Source organism: Escherichia sp. HH26CH, from assembly GCF_009820205.1.
Classification (GTDB): domain Bacteria; phylum Pseudomonadota; class Gammaproteobacteria; order Enterobacterales; family Enterobacteriaceae; genus Escherichia; species Escherichia coli_F.
Genome location: NZ_VNXM01000012.1, coordinates 252,216 through 275,248, shown reverse-complemented (window position 1 = coordinate 275,248; position 23,033 = coordinate 252,216). Strand labels below are relative to the sequence as shown.

27 protein-coding genes are annotated in these 23,033 nt (G+C 47.7%); 13 read left to right on the top strand and 14 right to left on the bottom strand.

From position 1 onward, the window contains the following. Positions 1 to 14 precede the first annotated feature (14 nt). From FQ015_RS03360 to msrB, 4 genes are all read right to left on the bottom strand, one after another. Positions 15 to 1,394: an MFS transporter gene (locus FQ015_RS03360; RefSeq protein WP_160523704.1), complete on the bottom strand. Its 1,380-nt coding sequence runs from the start codon at positions 1,392 to 1,394 to the stop codon at positions 15 to 17. Between the two features lie 26 nt (positions 1,395 to 1,420). Then, positions 1,421 to 2,497, bottom strand: a complete 1,077-nt coding sequence (locus tag FQ015_RS03355) for a zinc-binding dehydrogenase (protein ID WP_105267319.1) — start codon at positions 2,495 to 2,497, stop codon at positions 1,421 to 1,423. Positions 2,498 to 2,866: 369 nt separating this feature from the next. Then, positions 2,867 to 3,139: a YeaC family protein gene (locus FQ015_RS03350; protein WP_105267318.1), complete on the bottom strand. Its 273-nt coding sequence runs from the start codon at positions 3,137 to 3,139 to the stop codon at positions 2,867 to 2,869. Between the two features lie 41 nt (positions 3,140 to 3,180). Further along, positions 3,181 to 3,594 (bottom strand): peptide-methionine (R)-S-oxide reductase MsrB, encoded by a 414-nt coding sequence (gene msrB, locus FQ015_RS03345; protein WP_001284618.1) that lies wholly within the window; start codon positions 3,592 to 3,594, stop codon positions 3,181 to 3,183. A 341-nt stretch (positions 3,595 to 3,935) separates the two neighbouring features. Here msrB and gapA point away from each other — a divergent pair, with 341 nt between their 5' ends. Next, positions 3,936 to 4,931, top strand: a complete 996-nt coding sequence (gapA, locus tag FQ015_RS03340; protein ID WP_000153502.1) for a glyceraldehyde-3-phosphate dehydrogenase — start codon at positions 3,936 to 3,938, stop codon at positions 4,929 to 4,931. Between the two features lie 83 nt (positions 4,932 to 5,014). Further along, positions 5,015 to 5,899 carry a D-hexose-6-phosphate mutarotase gene (locus tag FQ015_RS03335; protein WP_105267317.1) on the top strand — a complete coding sequence of 295 codons (885 nt, stop codon included), beginning with the start codon at positions 5,015 to 5,017 and terminating at the stop codon, positions 5,897 to 5,899. Positions 5,900 to 5,949: 50 nt separating this feature from the next. On the opposite strand, the gene yeaE is transcribed toward FQ015_RS03335, so the two are convergent. Further along, positions 5,950 to 6,804 carry a methylglyoxal reductase YeaE gene (yeaE, locus tag FQ015_RS03330; RefSeq protein WP_106907460.1) on the bottom strand — a complete coding sequence of 285 codons (855 nt, stop codon included), beginning with the start codon at positions 6,802 to 6,804 and terminating at the stop codon, positions 5,950 to 5,952. A gap of 89 nt (positions 6,805 to 6,893) precedes the next feature. Further along, the gene (mipA, locus tag FQ015_RS03325; protein WP_022645785.1) at positions 6,894 to 7,640 is read right to left on the bottom strand and encodes a scaffolding protein MipA; all 747 of its coding nucleotides are present in this window, start codon (positions 7,638 to 7,640) and stop codon (positions 6,894 to 6,896) included. 435 nt (positions 7,641 to 8,075) lie between these two features. On the opposite strand from mipA, the gene yeaG reads away from it, so the two are divergent. The 5 genes from yeaG to yeaK all read left to right on the top strand — a co-directional run bounded on the left by yeaG (position 8,076) and on the right by yeaK (position 15,245). Then, positions 8,076 to 10,010, top strand: coding sequence for a protein kinase YeaG (gene yeaG / locus FQ015_RS03320; protein ID WP_001019882.1), 1,935 nt, complete (start codon positions 8,076 to 8,078; stop codon positions 10,008 to 10,010). 112 nt (positions 10,011 to 10,122) lie between these two features. Next, on the top strand, positions 10,123 to 11,406 hold the full coding sequence (locus FQ015_RS03315) for a YeaH/YhbH family protein (RefSeq protein ID WP_105267315.1): 1,284 nt from the start codon (positions 10,123 to 10,125) through the stop codon (positions 11,404 to 11,406). A 146-nt stretch (positions 11,407 to 11,552) separates the two neighbouring features. Beyond that, positions 11,553 to 13,028 carry a sensor domain-containing diguanylate cyclase gene (locus FQ015_RS03310; RefSeq protein WP_105276946.1) on the top strand — a complete coding sequence of 492 codons (1,476 nt, stop codon included), beginning with the start codon at positions 11,553 to 11,555 and terminating at the stop codon, positions 13,026 to 13,028. A 180-nt stretch (positions 13,029 to 13,208) separates the two neighbouring features. Next, a complete protein-coding gene (dgcJ, locus tag FQ015_RS03305; protein ID WP_000766137.1) occupies positions 13,209 to 14,699 on the top strand; it encodes a diguanylate cyclase DgcJ in 1,491 nt (496 codons plus the stop codon). A 42-nt stretch (positions 14,700 to 14,741) separates the two neighbouring features. Beyond that, positions 14,742 to 15,245: a mischarged aminoacyl-tRNA deacylase gene (gene yeaK / locus FQ015_RS03300; protein WP_000138043.1), complete on the top strand. Its 504-nt coding sequence runs from the start codon at positions 14,742 to 14,744 to the stop codon at positions 15,243 to 15,245. Here the strand turns inward: yeaK and yoaI are convergent, their stop codons facing one another. Then, on the bottom strand, positions 15,246 to 15,350 hold the full coding sequence (gene yoaI, locus FQ015_RS03295; RefSeq protein ID WP_000999630.1) for a small membrane protein YoaI: 105 nt from the start codon (positions 15,348 to 15,350) through the stop codon (positions 15,246 to 15,248). A 169-nt stretch (positions 15,351 to 15,519) separates the two neighbouring features. On the opposite strand from yoaI, the gene FQ015_RS03290 reads away from it, so the two are divergent. Next, entirely contained in the window at positions 15,520 to 15,966 is a 447-nt protein-coding gene (locus FQ015_RS03290) for a DUF441 domain-containing protein (RefSeq protein WP_000460707.1), read from the top strand. Here FQ015_RS03290 and nimR read toward each other — a convergent pair. Further along, positions 15,923 to 16,744: a DNA-binding transcriptional regulator NimR gene (gene nimR / locus FQ015_RS03285; protein WP_160523703.1), complete on the bottom strand. Its 822-nt coding sequence runs from the start codon at positions 16,742 to 16,744 to the stop codon at positions 15,923 to 15,925. The genes FQ015_RS03290 and nimR overlap by 44 nt on opposite strands. 96 nt (positions 16,745 to 16,840) lie before the next feature. Here nimR and nimT point away from each other — a divergent pair, with 96 nt between their 5' ends. Together nimT and FQ015_RS03275 are read left to right on the top strand one after the other, a co-directional pair. After that, on the top strand, positions 16,841 to 18,022 hold the full coding sequence (gene nimT / locus FQ015_RS03280; RefSeq protein ID WP_000128490.1) for a 2-nitroimidazole transporter: 1,182 nt from the start codon (positions 16,841 to 16,843) through the stop codon (positions 18,020 to 18,022). 54 nt (positions 18,023 to 18,076) lie between these two features. Next, on the top strand, positions 18,077 to 18,424 hold the full coding sequence (locus FQ015_RS03275) for a DUF488 domain-containing protein (RefSeq protein ID WP_001354723.1): 348 nt from the start codon (positions 18,077 to 18,079) through the stop codon (positions 18,422 to 18,424). A gap of 21 nt (positions 18,425 to 18,445) precedes the next feature. On the opposite strand, the gene yoaF is transcribed toward FQ015_RS03275, so the two are convergent. Beyond that, positions 18,446 to 18,700, bottom strand: coding sequence for a DUF333 domain-containing lipoprotein YoaF (gene yoaF, locus FQ015_RS03270; protein WP_000691930.1), 255 nt, complete (start codon positions 18,698 to 18,700; stop codon positions 18,446 to 18,448). 182 nt (positions 18,701 to 18,882) lie between these two features. Here yoaF and dgcP point away from each other — a divergent pair, with 182 nt between their 5' ends. The 3 genes from dgcP to yoaJ are packed head-to-tail and all read left to right on the top strand — an operon-like array spanning position 18,883 to position 20,116. Next, positions 18,883 to 19,908 carry a diguanylate cyclase DgcP gene (gene dgcP, locus FQ015_RS03265; RefSeq protein ID WP_024212062.1) on the top strand — a complete coding sequence of 342 codons (1,026 nt, stop codon included), beginning with the start codon at positions 18,883 to 18,885 and terminating at the stop codon, positions 19,906 to 19,908. A gap of 32 nt (positions 19,909 to 19,940) precedes the next feature. Then, a complete protein-coding gene (locus tag FQ015_RS03260; protein WP_001219350.1) occupies positions 19,941 to 20,039 on the top strand; it encodes a YoaK family small membrane protein in 99 nt (32 codons plus the stop codon). A 2-nt stretch (positions 20,040 to 20,041) separates the two neighbouring features. Beyond that, complete coding sequence (yoaJ, locus tag FQ015_RS03255; protein WP_001386836.1) at positions 20,042 to 20,116, top strand: protein YoaJ; 75 nt, start codon at positions 20,042 to 20,044, stop codon at positions 20,114 to 20,116. 58 nt (positions 20,117 to 20,174) lie between these two features. Here yoaJ and FQ015_RS03250 read toward each other — a convergent pair whose 3' ends face one another. From FQ015_RS03250 to dmlR, 5 genes are all read right to left on the bottom strand, one after another. Continuing rightward, the gene (locus FQ015_RS03250) at positions 20,175 to 20,423 is read right to left on the bottom strand and encodes a GlsB/YeaQ/YmgE family stress response membrane protein (protein WP_000512153.1); all 249 of its coding nucleotides are present in this window, start codon (positions 20,421 to 20,423) and stop codon (positions 20,175 to 20,177) included. A gap of 147 nt (positions 20,424 to 20,570) precedes the next feature. After that, positions 20,571 to 20,753 (bottom strand): DUF1869 domain-containing protein, encoded by a 183-nt coding sequence (locus tag FQ015_RS03245; protein WP_000513737.1) that lies wholly within the window; start codon positions 20,751 to 20,753, stop codon positions 20,571 to 20,573. A 3-nt stretch (positions 20,754 to 20,756) separates the two neighbouring features. Continuing rightward, positions 20,757 to 21,116, bottom strand: a complete 360-nt coding sequence (yeaR, locus tag FQ015_RS03240) for a DUF1971 domain-containing protein YeaR (RefSeq protein WP_000939320.1) — start codon at positions 21,114 to 21,116, stop codon at positions 20,757 to 20,759. A 172-nt stretch (positions 21,117 to 21,288) separates the two neighbouring features. Beyond that, positions 21,289 to 21,927, bottom strand: coding sequence for a leucine efflux protein LeuE (leuE, locus tag FQ015_RS03235; RefSeq protein WP_000457194.1), 639 nt, complete (start codon positions 21,925 to 21,927; stop codon positions 21,289 to 21,291). Positions 21,928 to 22,053: 126 nt separating this feature from the next. After that, on the bottom strand, positions 22,054 to 22,977 hold the full coding sequence (gene dmlR / locus FQ015_RS03230) for a DNA-binding transcriptional regulator DmlR (RefSeq protein ID WP_039020770.1): 924 nt from the start codon (positions 22,975 to 22,977) through the stop codon (positions 22,054 to 22,056). Positions 22,978 to 23,033 lie beyond the last annotated feature (56 nt).

Below are 23,033 nucleotides of genomic sequence, written 5' to 3'. Positions count from 1 at the left end.
TGAATCCACCAGTATTATTTTTTGACTACTGCATCAATACTTAAACTTTCAACGGAGACACCTTTGGTTTCAATTCCAATGGTAGCGATAGCAATTGCGACAATAATTGAAACCGCCCCCAGAAGAATAAAGACTCCCGTTACGCCATAACTACTGAGCAGCACTGCAACGGCATAAGGTGCGGCAATACCACTGATTCGCCCTACTGCATTCGCCAGACCGGAGCCACGTAATTTGGCCTCTGTCGGCCAGATCTCAGGGACATACACTGCCGAGGCATAGCAAACGTACATATAGACGAAAGTAATCAGGAAGAAACCAATCAGCGTTATGAGCAACATACTGGTTTGCAGTGAATAGATATATCCGAGCACCGCAATCAGGATTAATAACCCCACACCCATTGTTTTACGCGGAATTTTATCCATCACCAGCATGGCAATAAAAATACCAAATGGCGCGCCAAACATACTCATGGTATTTAAAACAATCGAGTCTTTTAAATTAATCCCCTGGGTCATGAATATCGTTGGCAACCAGTTAATTAGTGTGTACTGCACAACGTTCATGGCAATCAGCACACAAGAACCTAATATCACGCGTTTCAGTAATACTCCTGTCAGTAAGGCTGAATACGGCACCGCTTGTGGCGCTTTACCGTCATCAGCAATAACCACGGGCGGCAAAGGTTTACCCGTCTGGCGTATGACGCCTTCTTCTATACTCCGCATGACTTTCTCGGCTTCCTGATACCGTCCGCGCGATTCCAGCCAGCGCGGGGATTCAGGAAAGTAGCGCCAGGCCAGCGCCGTAGCGATAAGCGACAATATTGCAGGGATAAGCAGTTGTACTCGCCAGTTCCACTCTGCACTAATCAGTGGCGTGAGTCCCATCGCAATCAATGAACAGAGCGGATATGACCAGTTGCCAATAAAGGAAACCCGACTGGACCATGTTCCGCGATTTCTACCGGGCATATATTCGGTGAAACCAGCAAACAGCGTCACCAGTAAAGCTCCCAGCCCAACGCCCATCACAAAACGGCAGGCAATAAGGAAATCCATATTCGGTGAAAAAGCACCGACAACCATCGAGGCAATATGAATGGCCTCATAGAGGATGAACGCATTTCTGCGACCGGTTTTGTCACCGATGATGCCGCCAACCAGCGCACCGAGAAACATTCCGGCGGTCGTAATTGCTGAGAATGTGGCAGTGGTGGAATTATCTGTCCAGCCCAACTCTTTCAGCTGCGCGAGGATCAAGCCACCAACGGCATTACTCCAGCAGACAAGCAAGCCAAACGCGACGATGGCAAACATTGACGAATGCCAGCGGCAATCCGGTAAGCGATCCAGCCGTGCACCACAATGCGGTTTTGTTATCTGTTCCATGCGATAACGTTCCTTCAGGAGAGTAGTTATTCATCAAAGTCGTAAGTCATGATCACTTTGATTGCGGTTTTATCGACCATCGCATCAAACCCTTCGCGCCATTGCGACAGGCCGATACGATGCGTGATCATCGGTTTGACTTTGATAGCGCCGCTGGCTAATAGCCGGAGAGCGTTACGCCATGAGGTGGAGTCATAGGCCATATGCCCAATGATGCTTTTGTTCCAGGCGGTAATGTCATTAATCGAGAAATCAAGAGGCTTGAAGCCCATTCCAACGCGTACCACTTCCCCGTTCGGGCGGAGCATTTCGATGGCTTGTTTCAATGCGATATTGGCACCGGAGCATTCAATCACCAGTCCCAGATTGTCTTTGCCACAAATTTGCTGGCAGCGCGCCACCACATCTTCGGTAGAACCATTTACTACAGCCGTCGCACCCAGTTCTTTTGCAACCGGGAAGCGGACCGCCACATCTTCTTGTAGACCAACGACGACGATATTTACCGCCCCCATAATCCGCGCCATTTGTACGGAGAACAGCCCGAGTGGGCCAGTGCCGATGACGACTACATCCTGACCAGGGAGGAATTTCGATTGCTGCGCGATGGATTTGTAGGCATTGCAGATAGGGTCAAGTACGGCTGCGTCCTCATAATCAACACCATCAGGGATTTCCCACAACGCATGACGATGAATTTTGAGAATTTCACCAGGAACCAGACAATATTTGGAAAAACCACCGCCCCACGTATTGTTATCCAGACCAAGGTTTACTTTTTCTGTACAACACAGAAAATCACCTTGTTCACAGGCCGGACAAACGCCGCAAACGTGACCGCTGTTATCCGACACGACGCGTTGCCCCACTTTCCAGTCTTTGACTTTTTCACCAACCTGCGCAATACAACCTGCGAACTCATGGCCGCGGATAGAGTTAAACTCATCAGAACCGCTATCGACATTGTAGTGCTTCATGTCTGCGCCGCAGATTGCCGCAGCTTTAATTTCAACCACCACATCTTCCGGGCCACAAATGGGTTGTGGGACATCGATCATCTTGTAGCCGCCAAAGGCTTTGCCAAACCGAGCCAGTGCTTTCATTGCGTCATCCTCTGTGTTTTGTTTTGCTTAGATGGCCATCATACTTACCCACATGATTTTTGAGGTCAACACCAAATCTTTAAAACACAGATATTGATCTGTGTTTTACAACTCAGATCACAATTACGCAGAAAATGGCTGGGTCTGTTACAGGGTGATGGAAGGTGGAACGCAAAATGAGCAAATTTGAGAGGGATTACCGGCCAAATAGGTCTGAGACTTAAGTTCAGGAGAAGTCATTCAGGCGTGAACGCGACTGCAAGAGACCGGGCTGGGACTTAGCCAGGTCGGGGCGAGATAATTGAGATGAGTCGTGGGGTTATTGTTGGCTATCCCCTTTATAACCGCGGCAAAAAGGGGATAAACCAATCATTTAAACATGGCAATAGGCTTTGCTGAGATACCAAAATCTTCTTTTAACTGTTGTTTGCTCTTCATAACCATCTGACCATTTGTGTCAATTGTCATATGCTGAGCTTCGGTATTATGGCGGGCTTGCCACAGCATCACCAGTTGCAGGCAGTTCTCTTTTTGTTCCTCGGTCAACGTAACGCCATCAGGCCATTTCCCCAGCTCAACGGCAGTCGACAAACGCTGGTATACATCAGGCGTCATGCTGTTGATAATGTCATCAAGATTCATAATTTTTCCGCTCCTGTGGAATAAGTTGCTGAATCGTTTTTTCAACCGTTGATTTCTTCGCCGTTTTCGCCATCGGTAAAGCGTAAAGAGGCTGAGTTAACACAATAACGTTCACCCGTTGGCTGCGGCCCGTCGGGGAAGACATGCCCCAGATGGGCATCACAGTTACCGCAACGAATTTCTATGCGCTGCATTCCATGTGACAAGTCTTTGATATAACGAATGGATTCTTCACTCACCGGTTCGTAGAAACTGGGCCAGCCACAGCCGGAATCATACTTGGTTTGGGAATGAAACAGCGGGGCATCGCAGATCAAACAGTGATATACGCCGTCACGCTTGTTATGCAGTAAACGACCCGTAAATGGCGGCTCTGTCCCATGATTCTGCGTCACGTAGAACTGCATCTCGGACAAATTTTTTTTCAGTTCTTCTGCCGAAGGTTTATTAGCCATTTGCTTACATCTCACTTTAATCGTGCTCACATTACGTGACTGATTCTAACAAAACATTAACACCAACTGGCAAAATTTTGTCCTAAACTTGATCTCTACGAAATGGCTGCACCTAAATCGTGATGAAAATCACATTTTTATCGTAATTGCCCTTTAAAATTCGGGGCGCCGACCCCATGTGGTCTCAAGCCCAAAGGAAGAGTGAGGCGAGTCAGTCGCATAATGCTTAGGCACAGGATTGATTTGTCGCAATGATTGACACGATTCCGCTTGACGCTGCGTAAGGTTTTTGTAATTTTACAGGCAACCTTTTATTCACTAACAAATAGCTGGTGGAATATATGACTATCAAAGTAGGTATCAACGGTTTTGGCCGTATCGGTCGCATTGTTTTCCGTGCTGCTCAGAAACGTTCTGACATCGAGATCGTTGCAATCAACGACCTGTTAGACGCTGATTACATGGCATACATGCTGAAATATGACTCCACTCACGGCCGTTTCGACGGTACCGTTGAAGTGAAAGACGGTCATCTGATCGTTAACGGTAAAAAAATCCGTGTTACCGCTGAACGTGATCCGGCTAACCTGAAATGGGACGAAGTTGGTGTTGACGTTGTCGCTGAAGCAACTGGTCTGTTCCTGACTGACGAAACTGCTCGTAAACACATCACCGCTGGTGCGAAGAAAGTGGTTATGACTGGTCCGTCTAAAGACAACACTCCGATGTTCGTTAAAGGCGCTAACTTCGACAAATATGCTGGCCAGGACATCGTTTCTAACGCTTCCTGCACCACCAACTGCCTGGCTCCGCTGGCTAAAGTTATCAACGATAACTTCGGCATCATCGAAGGTCTGATGACCACCGTTCACGCTACTACCGCTACTCAGAAAACCGTTGATGGCCCGTCTCACAAAGACTGGCGTGGTGGCCGCGGCGCTTCCCAGAACATCATCCCGTCCTCTACCGGTGCTGCTAAAGCTGTAGGTAAAGTACTGCCAGAACTGAATGGCAAACTGACTGGTATGGCGTTCCGCGTTCCGACCCCGAACGTATCCGTAGTTGACCTGACCGTTCGTCTGGAAAAAGCTGCAACTTACGAGCAGATCAAAGCTGCCGTTAAAGCTGCTGCTGAAGGCGAAATGAAAGGCGTTCTGGGCTACACCGAAGATGACGTAGTATCTACCGATTTCAACGGCGAAGTTTGCACTTCCGTGTTCGATGCTAAAGCGGGTATCGCTCTGAACGACAACTTCGTGAAACTGGTATCCTGGTACGACAACGAAACCGGTTACTCCAACAAAGTTCTGGACCTGATCGCTCACATCTCCAAATAAGTTGAGATGACTCTGTGATCTAAAAAGAGCGACTTCGGTCGCTCTTTTTTTTACCTGATAAAATGAAGTTAAAGGACTGCGTCATGTTTAAGAAAATTTTTGCCCTTCCGGTCATCGAACAAATCTCCCCTGTTCTCTCCCGTCGTAAACTGGATGAACTGGACCTCATTGTGGTCGATCATCCCCAGGTAAAAGCCTCTTTTGCATTACAGGGCGCACACCTTCTCTCGTGGAAACCTGCGGGTGAAGAAGAAGTTCTGTGGTTGAGTAACAACACACCGTTCAAAAATGGCGTCGCCATTCGCGGTGGCATACCGGTTTGCTGGCCGTGGTTTGGTCCGGCTGCACAACAAGGTCTGCCTGCGCACGGTTTTGCCCGCAACCTGCCGTGGACGCTGAAATCACATCGTGAAGATGCTGATGGTGTAGCGCTGACTTTTGAATTGACACAAAGCGAAGAGACGAAAAAATTCTGGCCGCACGACTTTACGCTGTTAGCGCATTTCCACGTGGGTAAAACCTGTGAAATCGATCTTGAAGCACACGGCGAATTTGAAACTACCTCTGCTCTGCATACCTACTTTAACGTGGGTGATATCGCTAAGGTAAGCGTCAGTGGACTAGGCGATCGCTTCATTGATAAAGTAAATGACGCGAAAGAAGATGTACTGACCGACGGTATTCAGACCTTCCCTGACCGTACCGATCGCGTGTATCTGAATCCGCAAGATTGCAGCGTAATTAATGACGAAGCGCTGAATCGTATTATCGCCGTAGGCCACCAGCATCATCTGAACGTTGTAGGCTGGAACCCAGGACCGGCGCTTTCAGTTAGCATGGGCGATATGCCGGATGATGGCTACAAGACCTTTGTTTGTGTAGAAACGGCATACGCTTCAGAAACGCAAAAAGTCACCAAAGAGAAACCTGCACATCTGGCGCAATCCATTCGCGTTGCGAAACGTTAATTTGCGTTAATATTGTGTGCCGGGTGCGATGCATCCGGCACGTATCAACATCACACCATATCCAACGCAGTTTTTCCTTTTGGTGCCGGATACGCTTTATCCAGCATAACTAATTCCGCTGACGAAAGTTCAACCTCAAGCACAGCCGCATTTTGTTGGACATGTGCGACAGTTGCCGCTTTTGGAATCGCCATCACACCCTGATGGCTGATTACCCACGCCAACAATACTTGTGCCGCACTGATATTGTGAGCATGTGCAATTTCGTTGACTACCGCATTTTTTAACAGTCCATTGCGCAACCGGCCGGCCTGGGCTAATGGACTGTAAGCCATCACCGGCATCTGCTGTTTCTGGCACCAGGGCAGTAGATCGTACTCAATCCCTCGTGAACCGAGATGGTAAAGCACCTGATTAGTGGCACACTGATTTCCCCCCGGCAGCTGCCAGAGTTCCTGCATATCGGCATAATCAAGGTTAGAAACGCCCCAGCGGCGGATTTTTCCCTGGGCGATCAATTTTTCCATCGCTGCGACAGTCTCTTCGAGAGCGAAACTGCCAGACCAGTGTAATAAGTAGAGATCGAGATAATCAGTATTGAGACGGCGTAAACTGGCTTCGCATGCATTTATCGCTTTTTGCCCGCCAGCATTCCACGGATAGACTTTAGAGACGAGAAAGACGTTCTCACGCAGACCGATTAATGCTTCCCCAACCACTTTTTCGGCACCGCCATCGGCATACATTTCGGCGGTATCAATGAGGGTTAAACCGAGTTCAATGCCCGCGCGTAGTGCAGCAACTTCTGTTTTACGCTGACTGGCATCTTCGCCCATATACCATGTTCCCTGCCCTATGGCTGGCAGTAAGACATCGCCACTAAATTGAATCATTTTTTGTTGCATTGTTTCCTCCCAGGTATTGCACCACCGTAATGCAAAACAGGGCGTTACGCCCTGTTTTTATGTACAAAATGCCCTGGAAAGATGCATTATCAGAATTTGTAGGTGATCCCGGTAGAAATCAGGCCAGTCCAGGATTTATCCACCATTGGGCTGTCAGTAACTTCATCAGACAGACGGGTGTAGCGCGCGGTACCGTAAACACTCCAGTCACCGAGGAAGTTGTAGCTGGCACTTAGCTCCAGGTAAGGGCTCCAGCTGTCGTTCGGGTTATAGCCACGCAGACCGCTGCGCGCAGACTCTTTGCGCGATACGCCATAATAGTATTCGTTCTGGTTTTCGCTGTTCCACTGCACACCAATACCCGGAGTCACGGTCAGGCCACCGTTGGTGTAACGATACAACCAGGCCATATCCCAGATGATGCCGTTGCTGTTATCCAGGGTATCGCCAGCCAGGGTGGTACGCAGGTAACCGTACTGGGTAAAGTGAGCATAAGACAGACCAGCCATCATGGTGCTCTTACGGTCATCCAGGTGACGCATTTGGTGATCGCCACTGTCTTTAGCTTTGAAGTAAAGCGGCGACCAGTAAGCGGTAATTGAAAGTTTATCCGTTGCGTCATTCCACAGGTAGTAACCACCACCTAAGCCACGGAACCAGAAGTTATCGCCTTCATAGTTGATTACCGGTACTGGGTAAACATCGGTATCGTAATCTTTATATGGGTGTTCAACGACACCTACGCCTGCGCCCAGGGAAAATTTACCTTCAGCGTGCGCTACGCCTGCAGACGTTGCGATAAGCACTCCAAGTGCCAGAAGTTTGAGTTTGGTCACAATTAATCATTCCTTAAACAAATGTTTAGCGGGCGACAAAGTTTACCCGTCAATACATCGAAACCCAACCTTTTTACGTTTTCATTTTTTAAAGTAACTGTTTAATTTTCCTGACGCAGATGACACCACGCTTACAGCCAAATGAATTACGCGTTACTGGCGACCCTGGTCTTTACATTAATTATGCAAATTTTATGGATGAGTTGTTGATATGCCATTGAAATTAAGAAAGCCGTGCAGGCAAGTTTTCCATTTGCCATCTACGCTTAATTTTGAAGGTGTATCACCGGGCACGTTGTTCTCATCGTCGATAAAATGGCATGAGAGTTGCTGTGTTTTAGCAAGAGACGTCGTTCAGTTTACCTCTTCCGGGAGCCTCTACTATTCATATGAACGGCTCTTAACCTGTGCTAAAAAACGAAAGGACGGCATACCATGAATATATTCGATCACTATCGCCAGCGATATGAAGCTGCCAAGGACGAAGAGTTCACACTGCAGGAGTTTCTTACCACTTGTCGGCAAGATCGCAGTGCTTATGCCAACGCGGCTGAGCGGCTATTGATGGCTATCGGTGAGCCTGTCATGGTCGATACAGCCCAGGAACCCAGACTTTCTCGACTCTTTTCTAACCGGGTCATTGCACGTTACCCGGCCTTTGAAGAGTTTTACGGCATGGAAGACGCGATTGAACAGATTGTCTCTTATCTGAAACACGCGGCTCAGGGGCTGGAGGAGAAGAAACAAATCCTGTATCTGCTGGGGCCTGTGGGTGGGGGTAAATCATCGCTTGCTGAGCGACTGAAATCATTAATGCAGCTCGTGCCGATCTATGTATTAAGCGCTAACGGTGAGCGGAGCCCGGTCAACGATCATCCGTTCTGTCTTTTCAATCCGCAGGAAGATGCGCAGATTCTGGAAAAAGAGTATGGCATTCCTCGCCGTTATCTCGGCACCATCATGTCGCCGTGGGCGGCAAAACGCCTGCATGAATTTGGTGGCGATATCACTAAGTTCCGGGTAGTGAAGGTCTGGCCGTCAATTCTGCAACAAATTGCTATCGCCAAAACGGAACCCGGTGATGAGAACAACCAGGACATCTCCGCGCTGGTTGGGAAAGTCGATATTCGTAAACTCGAACACTACGCGCAGAATGACCCGGACGCCTACGGCTATTCCGGTGCACTGTGCCGCGCCAACCAGGGGATCATGGAGTTTGTCGAGATGTTTAAAGCACCGATTAAAGTGCTGCATCCCCTGTTAACCGCCACTCAGGAAGGTAACTACAACGGTACGGAAGGTATCTCCGCCTTGCCGTTTAACGGGATTATTCTCGCCCATTCGAACGAATCCGAATGGGTCACTTTCCGTAATAACAAGAACAACGAAGCCTTCCTCGATCGTGTTTATATCGTGAAGGTGCCATATTGCTTGCGTATTTCCGAAGAGATCAAAATCTACGAGAAATTGCTTAATCATAGTGAACTGACTCACGCCCCCTGCGCACCTGGCACGCTGGAAACGCTGTCTCGTTTTTCCATTCTTTCGCGTCTGAAAGAGCCGGAAAACTCCAGCATTTATTCGAAGATGCGGGTTTATGATGGCGAAAGTCTGAAAGACACCGATCCGAAAGCCAAGTCGTATCAGGAATATCGTGACTACGCAGGCGTTGATGAAGGGATGAACGGTCTGTCCACGCGTTTTGCGTTTAAGATCCTCTCTCGCGTGTTCAACTTCGACCACGTGGAAGTGGCAGCAAACCCTGTTCATCTGTTCTACGTCCTGGAACAGCAGATCGAGCGCGAGCAGTTCCCGCAAGAGCAGGCAGAACGCTATCTCGAGTTCCTGAAAGGTTATCTGATCCCGAAATATGCCGAGTTTATCGGTAAAGAGATTCAGACTGCGTATCTTGAATCCTATTCTGAGTATGGACAAAACATTTTTGACCGTTATGTCACGTATGCAGATTTCTGGATTCAGGATCAGGAGTATCGCGACCCGGATACCGGGCAGCTATTTGACCGCGAATCTCTCAACGCCGAGCTGGAGAAAATTGAGAAACCGGCGGGGATCAGTAATCCAAAAGATTTCCGCAACGAGATTGTCAACTTCGTACTGCGCGCCAGAGCGAATAACAGCGGACGCAATCCGAACTGGACCAGCTATGAAAAACTGCGCACGGTTATTGAGAAGAAAATGTTCTCTAATACCGAGGAGCTGTTGCCGGTTATTTCGTTTAACGCCAAAACGTCAACCGACGAGCAGAAGAAACACGACGATTTTGTCGACCGTATGATGGAAAAAGGCTACACCCGTAAACAGGTGCGTTTACTGTGCGAATGGTATTTGCGCGTACGTAAATCGTCTTAACAACCATGGCCCGGTACGCATGCTACCGGGCCTACAACGACAGCGAACCGTGGGCCAGAGAAGCGGCAACACAGGCGTAGCAAACAGTTGGCAAATGTAGTACGGGGGGCATATGACCTGGTTTATTGACCGGCGTCTGAACGGCAAAAACAAAAGCATGGTGAATCGCCAGCGTTTTTTACGCCGTTATAAAGCGCAAATTAAACAGTCGATCTCCGAGGCCATTAATAAGCGTTCGGTGACTGACGTCGACAGAGGCGAGTCCGTATCCATTCCAACGGAAGATATTAGCGAACCGATGTTTCATCAGGGACGTGGCGGCCTGCGCCACCGCGTTCATCCGGGCAATGACCATTTCGTCCAGAATGACCGCATTGAACGCCCCCAGGGCGGCGGCGGTGGTTCCGGCAGTGGTCAGGGCCAGGCCAGCCAGGATGGTGAAGGTCAGGATGAATTTGTCTTTCAGATTTCGAAAGATGAGTATCTTGATCTGCTCTTTGAAGATTTGGCCTTACCGAATCTGAAACAAAACCAACAACGCCAGCTGACCGAATATAAAACGCATCGGGCGGGTTATACCGCTAACGGCGTTCCTGCCAATATCAGCGTTGTGCGTTCATTGCAGAACTCACTGGCGCGACGCACAGCCATGACGGCGGGCAAGCGGCGGGAACTTCATGCGCTGGAAGAGAATTTGGCCATCATCAGCAACAGTGAGCCTGCGCAACTACTGGAAGAGGAACGTCTGCGCAAAGAAATTGCAGAATTACGTGCCAAAATTGAACGCGTCCCTTTTATTGACACCTTCGATTTACGTTACAAGAACTACGAAAAACGACCCGATCCCTCCAGCCAGGCAGTGATGTTTTGCCTGATGGACGTTTCGGGTTCAATGGATCAGTCCACTAAAGATATGGCTAAGCGTTTTTATATTCTGCTGTATCTGTTCCTTAGCAGAACGTATAAGAACGTGGAAGTCGTTTACATCCGGCACCATACCCAGGCGAAAGAAGTCGATGAACATGAGTTTTTCTACTCACAGGAAACTGGCGGTACCATTGTTTCCAGCGCCCTGAAACTGATGGATGAGGTGGTGAAAGAGCGTTATAACCCGGCGCAATGGAATATTTACGCGGCACAAGCATCGGACGGCGATAACTGGGCCGATGACTCTCCACTTTGCCATGAAATCCTGGCGAAAAAATTATTGCCCGTTGTTCGTTATTACAGCTATATCGAAATTACCCGTCGCGCTCATCAGACACTGTGGCGAGAATATGAACATCTGCAATCTACTTTCGACAATTTTGCGATGCAGCATATCCGCGACCAGGATGATATTTATCCGGTGTTCCGTGAACTGTTTCATAAACAAAATGCAACAGCTAAAGACTAAAACTGTCAGCCGGGTCATTATCGCCTGGCTGATTTTTAGCTCACTGTAAATTATCTCATTTATTACATACATTAGCTTACAATCGCTTTAAATATGACAGCATAACCTTTACACAATTTAGTTTCAGAAAACAATCATTCGGAAAAATGATTCGGTCAACACGTATTTCCCTGGGGTTATTCTTTAATTATTTTTTATCGTCAACGAAAATTGATCCTGGTCAAAACCATATATCTCTGCCATCAATAAAATCCAGCACTCACATTGCTCTCCTTTTTATGGCTTCTATGGGTACACAAAAATTAAAAGCTCAAGGCTTTTTTATTTTCAGCTTATTGCTGACGTTAATTTTATTTTGCATTACTACCTTATATAACGAAAACACGAATGTAAAACTCATCCCACAGATGAATTACCTGATGGTTGTTGTGGCTTTGTTTTTCCTTAACGCCGTCATTTTTCTTTTCATGTTAATGAAGTATTTCACTAACAAACAAATTTTACCAACACTCATTTTAAGCCTTGCATTTTTAAGTGGCCTTATCTATTTAGTTGAAACCATTGTAATTATCCATAAACCAATCAACGGCAGTACACTGATCCAGACAAAGTCGAATGATGTTTCTATTTTCTATATTTTCCGCCAACTCAGTTTCATTTGTTTAACCTCGCTGGCGCTCTTTTGTTATGGGAAAGACAACATCCTTGACAACAATAAGAAAAAAACTGGCATTCTGTTGCTGGCGCTGATTCCTTTTTTAGTTTTTCCCCTTCTGGCACACAATCTGAGCAGTTATAACGCTGACTATTCTTTGTATGTCGTCGATTACTGTCCGGACAACCATACTGCGACCTGGGGAATCAACTATACAAAAATATTGGTTTGTTTGTGGGCATTTTTACTGTTCTTTATTATCATGCGTACACGATTAGCCAGCGAACTATGGCCGTTAATAGCATTATTATGTCTGGCATCGCTATGCTGCAACTTACTTCTACTGACTCTGGATGAGTATAATTACACCATTTGGTATATCAGTCGCGGGATTGAAGTTTCCAGTAAACTGTTTGTTGTGTCTTTTCTGATTTATAACATTTTTCAGGAACTGCAACTCTCCAGCAAACTGGCAGTTCATGATGTACTGACCAATATTTATAATCGGCGCTACTTTTTCAACAGCGTAGAGTCATTATTGTCGCGACCTGTTGTTAAGGACTTTTGTGTCATGCTGGTTGATATTAATCAGTTCAAGCGCATCAATGCCCAATGGGGACATCGTGTGGGTGATAAAGTGCTGGTTTCAATTGTCGATATTATCCAGCAAAGCATCCGCCCCGATGATATTTTAGCGCGACTGGAGGGTGAGGTGTTTGGCTTGCTATTTACCGAACTCAATAGTGCCCAGGCAAAAATCATTGCGGAACGTATGCGTAAAAATGTCGAACTCCTGACCGGTTTTAGTAACAGATATGATGTTCCTGAACAAATGACCATCAGTATTGGCACGGTTTTTTCAACGGGTGACACGCGTAATATCTCGCTTGTCATGACGGAAGCAGATAAAGCCTTACGCGAAGCGAAAAGCGAGGGGGGCAACAAAGTGATTATTCATCATATTTAAGTGCAAAAATATTCAGAGCCATGCTTTTTGCGTGGCTTTTGCATACAATTTATTACTATTACCCCTAAATTTCCCCTCCCCAGCGGCGCAGAGATGAGTATAATTAGCGCCCCTGTGCCAGGCCGCAATCGAACTTTATCTGGTTTTCTCGTTTCACTAACCGAAGGAGTGCCATTTATCATGAAATTGCACCATAGAATGCTCCGGCATTTTATCGCCGCAAGTGTCATTGTGCTGACATCTTCCTTCCTTATTTTTGAACTTGTCGCCAGCGACAGAGCAATGAGTGCCTATCTGCGCTATATCGTGCAGAGAGCAGATTCCTCCTTTCTTTATGATAAGTATCAAAATCAGAGTATTGCCGCGCATGTGATGCGCGCTCTCGCTGCTGAGCAGTCGGAAGTGTCGCCAGAACAGCGGCGCGCCATCTGCGAGGCTTTTGAGTCTGCCAATAATACCCATGGCTTAAACCTGACTGCCCATAAATACCCGGGCTTACGCGGCACACTACAAACCGCATCCACTGACTGCGACACCATTGTGGAAGCTGCAGCACTATTACCCGCTTTTGATCAGGCAGTGGAAGGCAACCGCCACCAGGATGATTACGGTTCAGGTCTTGGGATGGCCGAAGAGAAATTTCACTATTATCTCGATCTCAATGACCGCTATGTCTATTTTTATGAGCCGGTTAATGTTGAGTACTTTGCGATGAATAACTGGTCCTTCCTGCAGTCAGGAAGTATTGGCATCGATCGCAAAGATATTGAAAAGGTATTTACCGGGCGTACCGTATTATCGAGCATTTACCAGGATCAGCGTACTAAACAGAACGTGATGAGTTTGCTGACGCCGGTATATGTCGCAGGGCAGCTAAAAGGGATTGTGCTGCTGGATATTAACAAAAACAATCTGCGGAATATCTTTTACACGCATGACCGCCCTCTCCTTTGGCGTTTTCTCAATGTCACGCTAACCGATACAGATTCTGGGCGCGACATTATCATCAACCAGAGCGAAGATAATCTGTTCCAGTATGTCAGTTACGTCCATGACTTACCGGGCGGCATTCGTGTATCGTTATCCATTGATATTCTTTACTTTATCACATCTTCGTGGAAAAGCGTTCTGTTCTGGATTTTGACGGCGTTAATTTTGCTGAATATGGTGCGGATGCACTTCCGTTTATACCAAAATGTGTCGCGAGAAAATATTAGTGATGCGATGACTGGACTGTATAATCGCAAAATTTTAACCCCTGAACTGGAGCAGCGGTTGCAGAAACTGGTGCAATCCGGTTCTTCGGTGATGTTTATTGCTATTGACATGGACAAGTTAAAGCAAATAAATGACACCCTCGGTCATCAGGAGGGGGATTTAGCGATTACGTTATTAGCTCAGGCGATTAAACAGTCGATTCGTAAAAGTGATTATGCCATCCGACTCGGTGGCGATGAATTCTGCATCATTCTTGTCGATTCGACGCCGCAAATTGCAGCACAACTGCCTGAACGTATCGAAAAACGTCTGCAACATATCGCGCCGCAGAAAGAGATCGGCTTCTCTTCCGGTATTTACGCGATGAAAGAAAACGATACGTTACATGATGCATATAAAGCTTCCGATGAGCGTTTATATGTCAATAAGCAGAACAAAAACAGCCGTTCATGATAACCTTCTGTGGTTGTTTGCTTGTAATCTCAGGAGCATGAAATGACTGAAATGGCTAAAGGAAGCGTGACGCATCAGCGGTTAATCGCTTTATTATCACAAGAAGGTGCTGACTTCCGCGTCGTTACCCATGAAGCGGTAGGTAAATGTGAAGCGGTGTCAGAAATTCGTGGCACCGCTTTAGGCCAGGGGGCTAAGGCACTGGTATGTAAAGTCAAAGGCAATGGCGTAAATCAACATGTTCTGGCGATCCTCGCGGCCGATCAACAGGCCGATCTGAGCCAACTCGCCAGCCATATAGGCGGATTACGCGCTTCGTTGGCCAGCCCGGCGGAAGTCGATGAACTCACAGGCTGTGTCTTCGGCGCGATCCCCCCTTTCAGCTTCCATCCAAAACTCAAACTGGTTGCCGATCCCCTACTCTTCGAACGATTTGATGAAATCGCCTTCAATGCAGGCATGCTGGATAAATCCGTTATTTTGAAAACCGCGGATTATTTGCGCATTGCGCAACCAGAACTGGTCAATTTCCGCCGCACTGCGTAACTAGCCTGTCCGTTCAATAAGCAGAACGGACAAAACCAGCACAACAGCAATGGCAAAAAACGATGACGTGATAATCAGTGTCTCGACAAACATTTGATCGTTCATAGTATGCCCCGGGGAGATAGCTGTTTTCACGTTATTGTTAGCGTGCACAAATGGCAGTTTGATGACAGTTCGCCTGATTTTTTATGCAAAAAACGTAAAGATTTTCTACTTCCTTCCTGCAGCAAGCGTAAAGTAAGCAGGCTTATTATTTTTTGGCAAGGAAACCACGATGTTTGATGTCACTTTGCTGATCCTGCTCGGGTTAGCTGCGCTGGGCTTTATCAGTCATAACACCACTGTCGCCGTTTCAATTCTGGTGTTAATCATTGTCCGCGTCACACCGTTAAGCACCTTTTTCCCGTGGATTGAAAAACAGGGGCTAAGTATCGGGATAATCATTCTGACGATTGGCGTTATGGCCCCCATCGCCAGCGGGACGCTACCGCCCTCAACCCTGATTCACTCGTTTCTGAACTGGAAATCGCTGGTGGCAATTGCAGTAGGCGTTATTGTCTCCTGGCTGGGTGGGCGCGGCGTGACGTTAATGGGCAGCCAGCCGCAACTGGTCGCCGGGCTGCTGGTGGGCACTGTTTTGGGCGTGGCGCTGTTTCGCGGCGTACCGGTTGGCCCGCTTATTGCCGCGGGTCTGGTTTCGCTGATTGTGGGGAAACAGTAGTTAATCCCGCAATATATCGGCCTGGCGTTTGCCCCAGGCCTTTCTTAAACATAGTAATAAAGGCCGTTGTTGAATCATACCCCAGCGTATGAGCAACTTTCTGTACAGTATCGCCTTTCACTAATCCCTGAAGCGCCATAATCAGCTGTAACTGCTGACGCCACTGGCGAAAACTCAACCCCGTCTCTTTCACTATCAGCCGGGCAAGATTGCGTTCACTCATCGCAAAAAAGCGAGCCCATTGGCCCAATGCCCCCCACTCGACGGGCTCTTTCGCCATCATCTCCACCATCGTGCGGATTTTAGGATGAGAAGAAACGGGCAGGTGCAGCTGTTGTTGTGGCTGCTGAGGAAGTTCATCAAACAGGACCTGAATTAATCTGCGGGTCATCGGCTCAGCACGCTGAGTCGTCGTCCTGTTTGCCAGGGTTAAAATTAATTCCCGGCATAAGGGCGATATTTTCAATGTGCAACAGGTTGTTGGCAATGTCACTGCGCTGGGTTCGATAAACAGAAAACAGAGTTCAGCGTTAGCTGTCACTTGATTGCTATGTCCCACCCCGCCCGGTATCCAAACCGCATATTGTGGCGGCACCATCCACAACGCATTTTCCACCGTACAGGTAATTGCACCATGTAGCGCCAGTATCAGCTGCCCTTTGCGGTGCTGATGTACAGGACTGGTTAACTCATCCGTTCCGGCGTGAATACAAAATGCGACCGCGGCTTCATGGTGTCGGTCGGGTTCATAGCCATTGAGATTCAACCTGTGCATCATTTTGTCCGAATTTAGCGATAATTTGTCATTTTAGCTTGATTCAACATAACAATAAAAACGGTAAGGTACAGCCTCGTTTGTAACAATGAGAAGCATATGACCTGTTCAACTTCATTAAGCGGCAAAAACAGGATTGTCCTTATCGCTGGCATTCTGATGATTGCCACAACATTACGCGTCACCTTTACCGGCGCAGCACCGTTACTGGATACGATTCGTTCCGCTTACTCGCTGACGACGGCGCAAACCGGCTTATTGACCACCCTGCCATTATTAGCCTTTGCGCTAATCTCACCGCTGGCTGCCCCGGTGGCGCGACGTTTTGGTATGGAACGTAGCCTGTTTGCCGCGTTACTTTTGATCTGTGCTGGTATTGCAATTCGCTCTCTCCCTTCGCCTTACTTATTATTTGGCGGTACAGCGGTCATTGGCGGTGGGATTGCATTAGGCAATGTCTTACTGCCAGGATTAATTAAACGCGATTTCCCTCATTCCGTCGCCAGACTTACCGGCGCATATTCCCTGACAATGGGAGCTGCTGCGGCACTGGGATCGGCTATGGTCGTGCCGCTGGCTTTGAACGGTTTTGGCTGGCAAGGCGCGTTGCTCATGCTGATGTGTTTTCCTCTGCTGGCTCTTTTTTTATGGCTGCCACAGTGGCGAAGTCAACAACATGCAAATTTGAGTACCTCACGCGCCTTACATACTCGGGGTATCTGGCGTTCGCCGCTTGCCTGGCAGGTAACATTGTTTCTTGGGATCAACTCACTGGTCTATTACGTGATTATTGGCTGGCTTCCGGCGATCCTCATCAGTCACGGCTATAGCGAAGCACAGGCGGGTTCACTGCATGGTTTGCTGCAACTAGCCACAGCAGCTCCCGGTTTGCTGATCCCACTTTTCTTACATCATGTGAAAGATCAGCGTGGTATTGCAGCGTTCGTTGCCTTGATGTGCGCAGTGGGCGCGGTTGGGCTCTGCTTTATGCCAGCACACGCGATCACCTGGACTCTGCTTTTCGGTTTTGGTTCCGGCGCAACAATGATACTGGGGTTGACGTTCATTGGTCTGCGGGCAAGTTCTGCGCATCAGGCGGCGGCACTCTCGGGGATGGCACAATCCGTCGGGTATTTGCTGGCAGCCTGTGGGCCGCCGCTGATGGGTAAAATACACGATGCTAACGGTGACTGGTCCGTACCACTGATGGGTGTTGCAATACTTTCACTACTGATGGCGATTTTCGGACTTTGCGCCGGGAGAGACAAAGAAATTCGCTAATATCCGGTGCTATAGTGACGTGACAAATCATGCGTGAAAGGGAGAACAAATACGATGAATATTCAGTGCAAACGCGTTTATGATCCGGCAGAACAGAGCGATGGTTATCGCGTACTGGTCGACCGCCTCTGGCCGCGTGGTATCAAAAAAACCGATTTAGCCCTTGATGAGTGGGATAAAGAAATCACGCCGTCAACGGAACTGCGCAAAGCCTTTCACGGCGAAGTCGTCGATTTTGCAACCTTTCGCGAGCAATATCTTGCAGAACTGACGCAACACGAGCAAGAAGGAAAGCGGCTGGCAGACATCGCCAAAAAACAGCCGCTAACCCTGCTCTACTCAGCAAAAAACACCACGCAGAACCATGCGCTGGTGCTGGCAGACTGGCTACGTAGCTTGTGATTTTAGTGCAGCATCCGGCGGTTATTTTTCACCAGCCGGATGGTCCCGTCGCCACAATGCCCATTCATCAATCGTTTCACCGCCCGGTAATTTGCAATTGTTGCTGACCCCTTGCGCTGTCTGCACAGGAATGAGCGTCCCGCCCTTCTGCTGGCAATAGACCGACGCCGGATTTGCCATACCAATCTGCGGCGGTTTAGGTGCTTCTGGCTGAGAAGGGGTTGAACAACCAGCCAGGACCAGCAAGCAAGGCAGAACAAAACTGATAATTTTCATTTATTGATCTCACATATTTATCCAGGCTTAGAGTATCGCGGTATCGTTTTGTTTTGCAGCACTATTTTTATTACATTCACTCAAAACATATTACGTCTTGTTTCATCTTTGTTGATGATGTTTTATCATGCCTGCAAAGATTAAATAATCAGCATTTACCCGCCGTATCCTGGAGTTGTTTCGTGTCAGATCAGATTATCGCCCGCGTCTCGCAATCCCTTGCCAAAGAACAGTCACTGGAAAGTCTGGTCCGACAGCTTCTGGAGATGCTGGAAATGGTCACTGATATGGAATCAACCTACCTGACCAAAGTGGATGTCGAAGCGCGCCTGCAGCATATAATGTTTGCCCGTAACAGCCAGAAAATGCACATCCCGGAGAATTTTACCGTCTCGTGGGATTACTCGTTATGCAAACGCGCCATTGATGAAAACTGCTTTTTCAGCGATGAAGTCCCCGACCGTTGGGGCGACTGTATTGCGGCACGCAATCTTGGCATCACCACATTTCTGAGCACGCCAATTCACTTACCGGATGGATCATTCTATGGCACGCTTTGCGCCGCCAGCAGTGAGAAGCGCCAGTGGAGTGAACGCGCGGAACAGGTTTTGCAGTTATTCGCCGGACTGATTGCACAATATATTCAAAAAGAGGCGCTGGTTGAACAGCTGCGCGAAGCCAATGCCGCACTGATTGCGCAATCGTATACCGACTCGTTAACCGGGCTACCGAATCGGCGGGCGATTTTTGAAAACCTGACGACGCTGTTTTCTCTTGCGAGGCATCTTAACCATAAGATAATGATCGCATTTATCGATCTGGATAACTTCAAATTAATCAATGATCGTTTTGGTCATAATAGTGGCGATCTGTTTCTTATTCAGGTTGGCGAGCGCCTTAATACGCTCCAGCAAAATGGCGAAGTTATTGGTCGTCTCGGCGGTGATGAGTTTTTGGTTGTTTCACTGAACAATGAGAATGCGGATATTCCATCGCTGCGAGAACGTATTCAACAGCAAATACGCGGAGAATATCACTTAGGTGATGTTGATTTGTATTATCCTGGTGCCAGTCTTGGCATAGTAGAAGTCGATCCTGAAACGACCGATGCAGACAGCGCCCTGCATGCTGCCGATATCGCGATGTATCAGGAGAAAAAACACAAACAGAAAACACCTTTTGTCGCGCATTCAGCGCTACATTCCTGAGGCGTATTCACATCCTTTTGATTGGTGATAACATGCGAATCGGTATTATTTTTCCGGTTGTAATCTTTATTACAGCGGTCGTATTTTTAGCATGGTTTTTTATTGGCGGCTATGCTGCCCCGGGAGCATAAAGATGAAAAAAACAACGATTATTATGATGGGCGTAGCGATTATTGTCGTTCTCGGCACTGAGTTGGGATGGTGGTAACGTCACATCTAAAAAATAGCAAAGGCTGCCTGTGTGCAGCCTTTGTGCAATTTACGCGTTAACTTTTGATCTTTCTGTAGATAAACAGCACGACAATCGCACCAATAACGGCAACCACGAAGCTGCCAAAATTGAAGCCATCGACTTTACCAAAGCCAAACAGCGTGCTGATCCATCCGCCGACTACGGCACCGACTATCCCCAGCAGGATAGTCATAAAGAATCCACCACCATCTTTACCTGGCATGATCCACTTCGCCAGAATACCGGCAATAAGCCCAAAAATAATCCATGACAGAATGCCCATTGTTTCCTCACTTATCTGTTTTGCATTAGCGGGTTAGTCGCTGATAAAAAGCATAGCACAACATCAGGAGGGCAAGATTTGTGACAAGCATCACGGAGGATTTTTTTGCGATGGCGCAGAAATTGCGCCATCTACGATCAGTGATAATTACCAACCACAAACATCATGTTCGTTTTCCGTGTCATAAGAACGCACGGTATTCACCAGATCTTTTATCACTTCAGCCGCCACTTCTGGCACTAGCAAAGTCATCGGCGTCTCTGTTTCATAATCGACAGAAACACCATTGCTGTTATTGGTAACGGTCACGGTATACGTTGCTTTGCCCATGATTCATTTCCCGTTATGAATGACTTTCCGTTGTTGCGCGCCTTCCATCAGGACTTCAGGAGCAACGAAGAAGTCAATGTTGAAATAAGTATCGTCAGTCATGGTTTCAATGTTGTGCCACTTTTCTGGCGGAAACACCGCAAACTGCCCCGCTTCGATAAGGATCACCTGATCAGGCTCTGCACTGTGTTCATCAGCGTAGCCGAGATATTTGACCGCCCCATGCATAACGGAAAGGCGTGGGTATACCCCTGGGCGCGTTCCTTTATCAAGATGACGTTCGAATATTCCGGCAGGCGCAGTTTGTTTATTCCAGAAAGGCGTTGAGCGCGTATGAATATAATTCTGTGGGATTTGCAGCATCCTTTTCCCTCCTTCGATGAATGTGCTGAAAACAGTTTATTTCAGCCGTTTCAGGGTACGCCTGATAATTTGCATTTTAAATACCATTTATTGATTACTTTTTAGCACCGTATCAGAGAAGAATCAGGGAGGATTACAGGTGGGAAGCCCGCGACAACGCGGGCTGAATGCATCAGGACTGGAGCGTCGCCAGTCGGGCGGCGAAACCCACAAACATCAAACCAATCAGTGAGTTGCCCACTTTAGCCAGTTTCTTTTTGGTACGTATGTACTGCGTGACAAAAGCACCAGAAATAATCAGGAAGCTCAAATAGCAGAAACTCACCAGTTCCAGCGTCGTCGCCAGAATAAAGAATGAAATTCCCGTATGTGGAGCATTAACATCGATAAACTGTACAAAAAACGACACATAGAACAAAATGGCTTTCGGATTAGTCAGGCTCAAAATTAACGCGCGCTTAAAGATGGCTCCGTATTGGGGCTCGTCGGATTTGACCTCGCTATTTTTACCCTTCAGGGTCGCGTAGAGAATTTTACTCCCCAGGTAGAGCAAATAAAACGCACCAAGATAACGTACAATGTTGAATAATATCGGGGTGGTTTTAATTAATGTCGCCACTCCGGCCCATGCCAGAAACATCAATACTGCATCGCCAATAAATACGCCACAGGCCGCAAGATAGCCGCCTTTGATACCGCTACTGACGCTATTTTTGAGTACAAACAGGGTATTTGGCCCTGGCACCAACACAATAAAAATGGCTCCAACCAGATAGGTCCAGTAATTCAGTACCCCGTATTCAGCGAACACATTAACCTCTTTAATTATCTATCGATCATGCGCGATTAAAGGTGAATATGCTAACCAATCTCTAGCGGCTTAGAAAGGAGAAAATCAGGGTTTAACCTGATATCAACCCGATAATTGAATCATTAATCAGGCGTGGTCCAGTGAAAAATTCGGGTAGTGCTCGGCAAAATACTGGCGTAAAAATTCTACCGTTATCCGCACTTTCGCTGACGTCGCCAGCCTTGAAACATAAACGGCCCAGACATTTGCTGGCTGGTAATATTCCGGTAGCACTTGTACTAAATGACCACTGGCAATGTTTTCGCTAACATCCCACCAGGAGCGCAGAGCAATCCCCTGCCCATCGAGACACCACTGATGGACAATTTCTCCATGATTAGACGACAGTGGGCCGGTAACTTTAATCGCATGGTGGCCTTCTTTATTGCGTAATTGCCAGACACCAAAAGGATGATCGCGCTCTTTAATGACCAGGCACGGCAATGCAGAAAGATCGGTTAAATGTTTCGGCGCGCCATGTTGCGCAATAAATTCCGGCGACGCGCAGAGAATGCGGTAATTGGTCGCCAGTTTGCGGGCGATTAAATTAGGGGCGATGTCATCGCCAATGCGAATATCGAGATCGACGCCTTCATTGACCAAATCGACCAACCGGTCTTCCACATCAAAACGTAATTCCAGTTGCGGATACGCTTTCGCAAGCGCTGATAACGCCGGAGCCACTACCTGTCGTCCAAAACCAAAGCTGCTGATAATACGCAGCATCCCCTGCGGCACCTGACGCACGTCAGAAAGTTCGTCCATCATTTGACCGACATCCTGCAAAATCCGCTGCGCCCATTCATAAATCCGCTCTCCTTCTTCGGTAATGGTGACGCGGCGGGTGGTACGGTGTAACAACACCACGTTTAGCGTTTGCTCCAGCAAGGCGATGCGCTTGCTGACGAACGCCGGTGAAACGCCCAATTCTTCTGCCACGGAGGCAAAACCAGCCCGGCGAGCCACCAGCATAAAGACGCGCAAATCGTTCAGCAGCGGTAAATTATTCATGATTCGTGTTTTATGTTTCACCAGTTACGGGGATTAATTCCTTTTCAGTCAATTAT

What these genes read in the sequence shown, in the direction of transcription:
- FQ015_RS03360 (WP_160523704.1), bottom strand. Translation starts at nt 1,394, where the DNA reads ATGGAACAGATAACAAAACCGCATTGTGGTGCACGGCTGGATCGCTTA.
- FQ015_RS03355 (WP_105267319.1), bottom strand. Translation starts at nt 2,497, where the DNA reads ATGAAAGCACTGGCTCGGTTTGGCAAAGCCTTTGGCGGCTACAAGATG.
- FQ015_RS03350 (WP_105267318.1), bottom strand. Translation starts at nt 3,139, where the DNA reads ATGAATCTTGATGACATTATCAACAGCATGACGCCTGATGTATACCAG.
- msrB (WP_001284618.1), bottom strand. Translation starts at nt 3,594, where the DNA reads ATGGCTAATAAACCTTCGGCAGAAGAACTGAAAAAAAATTTGTCCGAG.
- gapA (WP_000153502.1), top strand. Translation starts at nt 3,936, where the DNA reads ATGACTATCAAAGTAGGTATCAACGGTTTTGGCCGTATCGGTCGCATT.
- FQ015_RS03335 (WP_105267317.1), top strand. Translation starts at nt 5,015, where the DNA reads ATGTTTAAGAAAATTTTTGCCCTTCCGGTCATCGAACAAATCTCCCCT.
- yeaE (WP_106907460.1), bottom strand. Translation starts at nt 6,804, where the DNA reads ATGCAACAAAAAATGATTCAATTTAGTGGCGATGTCTTACTGCCAGCC.
- yeaG (WP_001019882.1), top strand. Translation starts at nt 8,076, where the DNA reads ATGAATATATTCGATCACTATCGCCAGCGATATGAAGCTGCCAAGGAC.
- FQ015_RS03315 (WP_105267315.1), top strand. Translation starts at nt 10,123, where the DNA reads ATGACCTGGTTTATTGACCGGCGTCTGAACGGCAAAAACAAAAGCATG.
- FQ015_RS03310 (WP_105276946.1), top strand. Translation starts at nt 11,553, where the DNA reads ATGATTCGGTCAACACGTATTTCCCTGGGGTTATTCTTTAATTATTTT.
- dgcJ (WP_000766137.1), top strand. Translation starts at nt 13,209, where the DNA reads ATGAAATTGCACCATAGAATGCTCCGGCATTTTATCGCCGCAAGTGTC.
- yeaK (WP_000138043.1), top strand. Translation starts at nt 14,742, where the DNA reads ATGACTGAAATGGCTAAAGGAAGCGTGACGCATCAGCGGTTAATCGCT.
- yoaI (WP_000999630.1), bottom strand. Translation starts at nt 15,350, where the DNA reads ATGAACGATCAAATGTTTGTCGAGACACTGATTATCACGTCATCGTTT.
- FQ015_RS03290 (WP_000460707.1), top strand. Translation starts at nt 15,520, where the DNA reads ATGTTTGATGTCACTTTGCTGATCCTGCTCGGGTTAGCTGCGCTGGGC.
- nimR (WP_160523703.1), bottom strand. Translation starts at nt 16,744, where the DNA reads ATGATGCACAGGTTGAATCTCAATGGCTATGAACCCGACCGACACCAT.
- nimT (WP_000128490.1), top strand. Translation starts at nt 16,841, where the DNA reads ATGACCTGTTCAACTTCATTAAGCGGCAAAAACAGGATTGTCCTTATC.
- FQ015_RS03275 (WP_001354723.1), top strand. Translation starts at nt 18,077, where the DNA reads ATGAATATTCAGTGCAAACGCGTTTATGATCCGGCAGAACAGAGCGAT.
- yoaF (WP_000691930.1), bottom strand. Translation starts at nt 18,700, where the DNA reads ATGAAAATTATCAGTTTTGTTCTGCCTTGCTTGCTGGTCCTGGCTGGT.
- FQ015_RS03260 (WP_001219350.1), top strand. Translation starts at nt 19,941, where the DNA reads ATGCGAATCGGTATTATTTTTCCGGTTGTAATCTTTATTACAGCGGTC.
- FQ015_RS03250 (WP_000512153.1), bottom strand. Translation starts at nt 20,423, where the DNA reads ATGGGCATTCTGTCATGGATTATTTTTGGGCTTATTGCCGGTATTCTG.
- FQ015_RS03245 (WP_000513737.1), bottom strand. Translation starts at nt 20,753, where the DNA reads ATGGGCAAAGCAACGTATACCGTGACCGTTACCAATAACAGCAATGGT.
- yeaR (WP_000939320.1), bottom strand. Translation starts at nt 21,116, where the DNA reads ATGCTGCAAATCCCACAGAATTATATTCATACGCGCTCAACGCCTTTC.
- dmlR (WP_039020770.1), bottom strand. Translation starts at nt 22,977, where the DNA reads ATGAATAATTTACCGCTGCTGAACGATTTGCGCGTCTTTATGCTGGTG.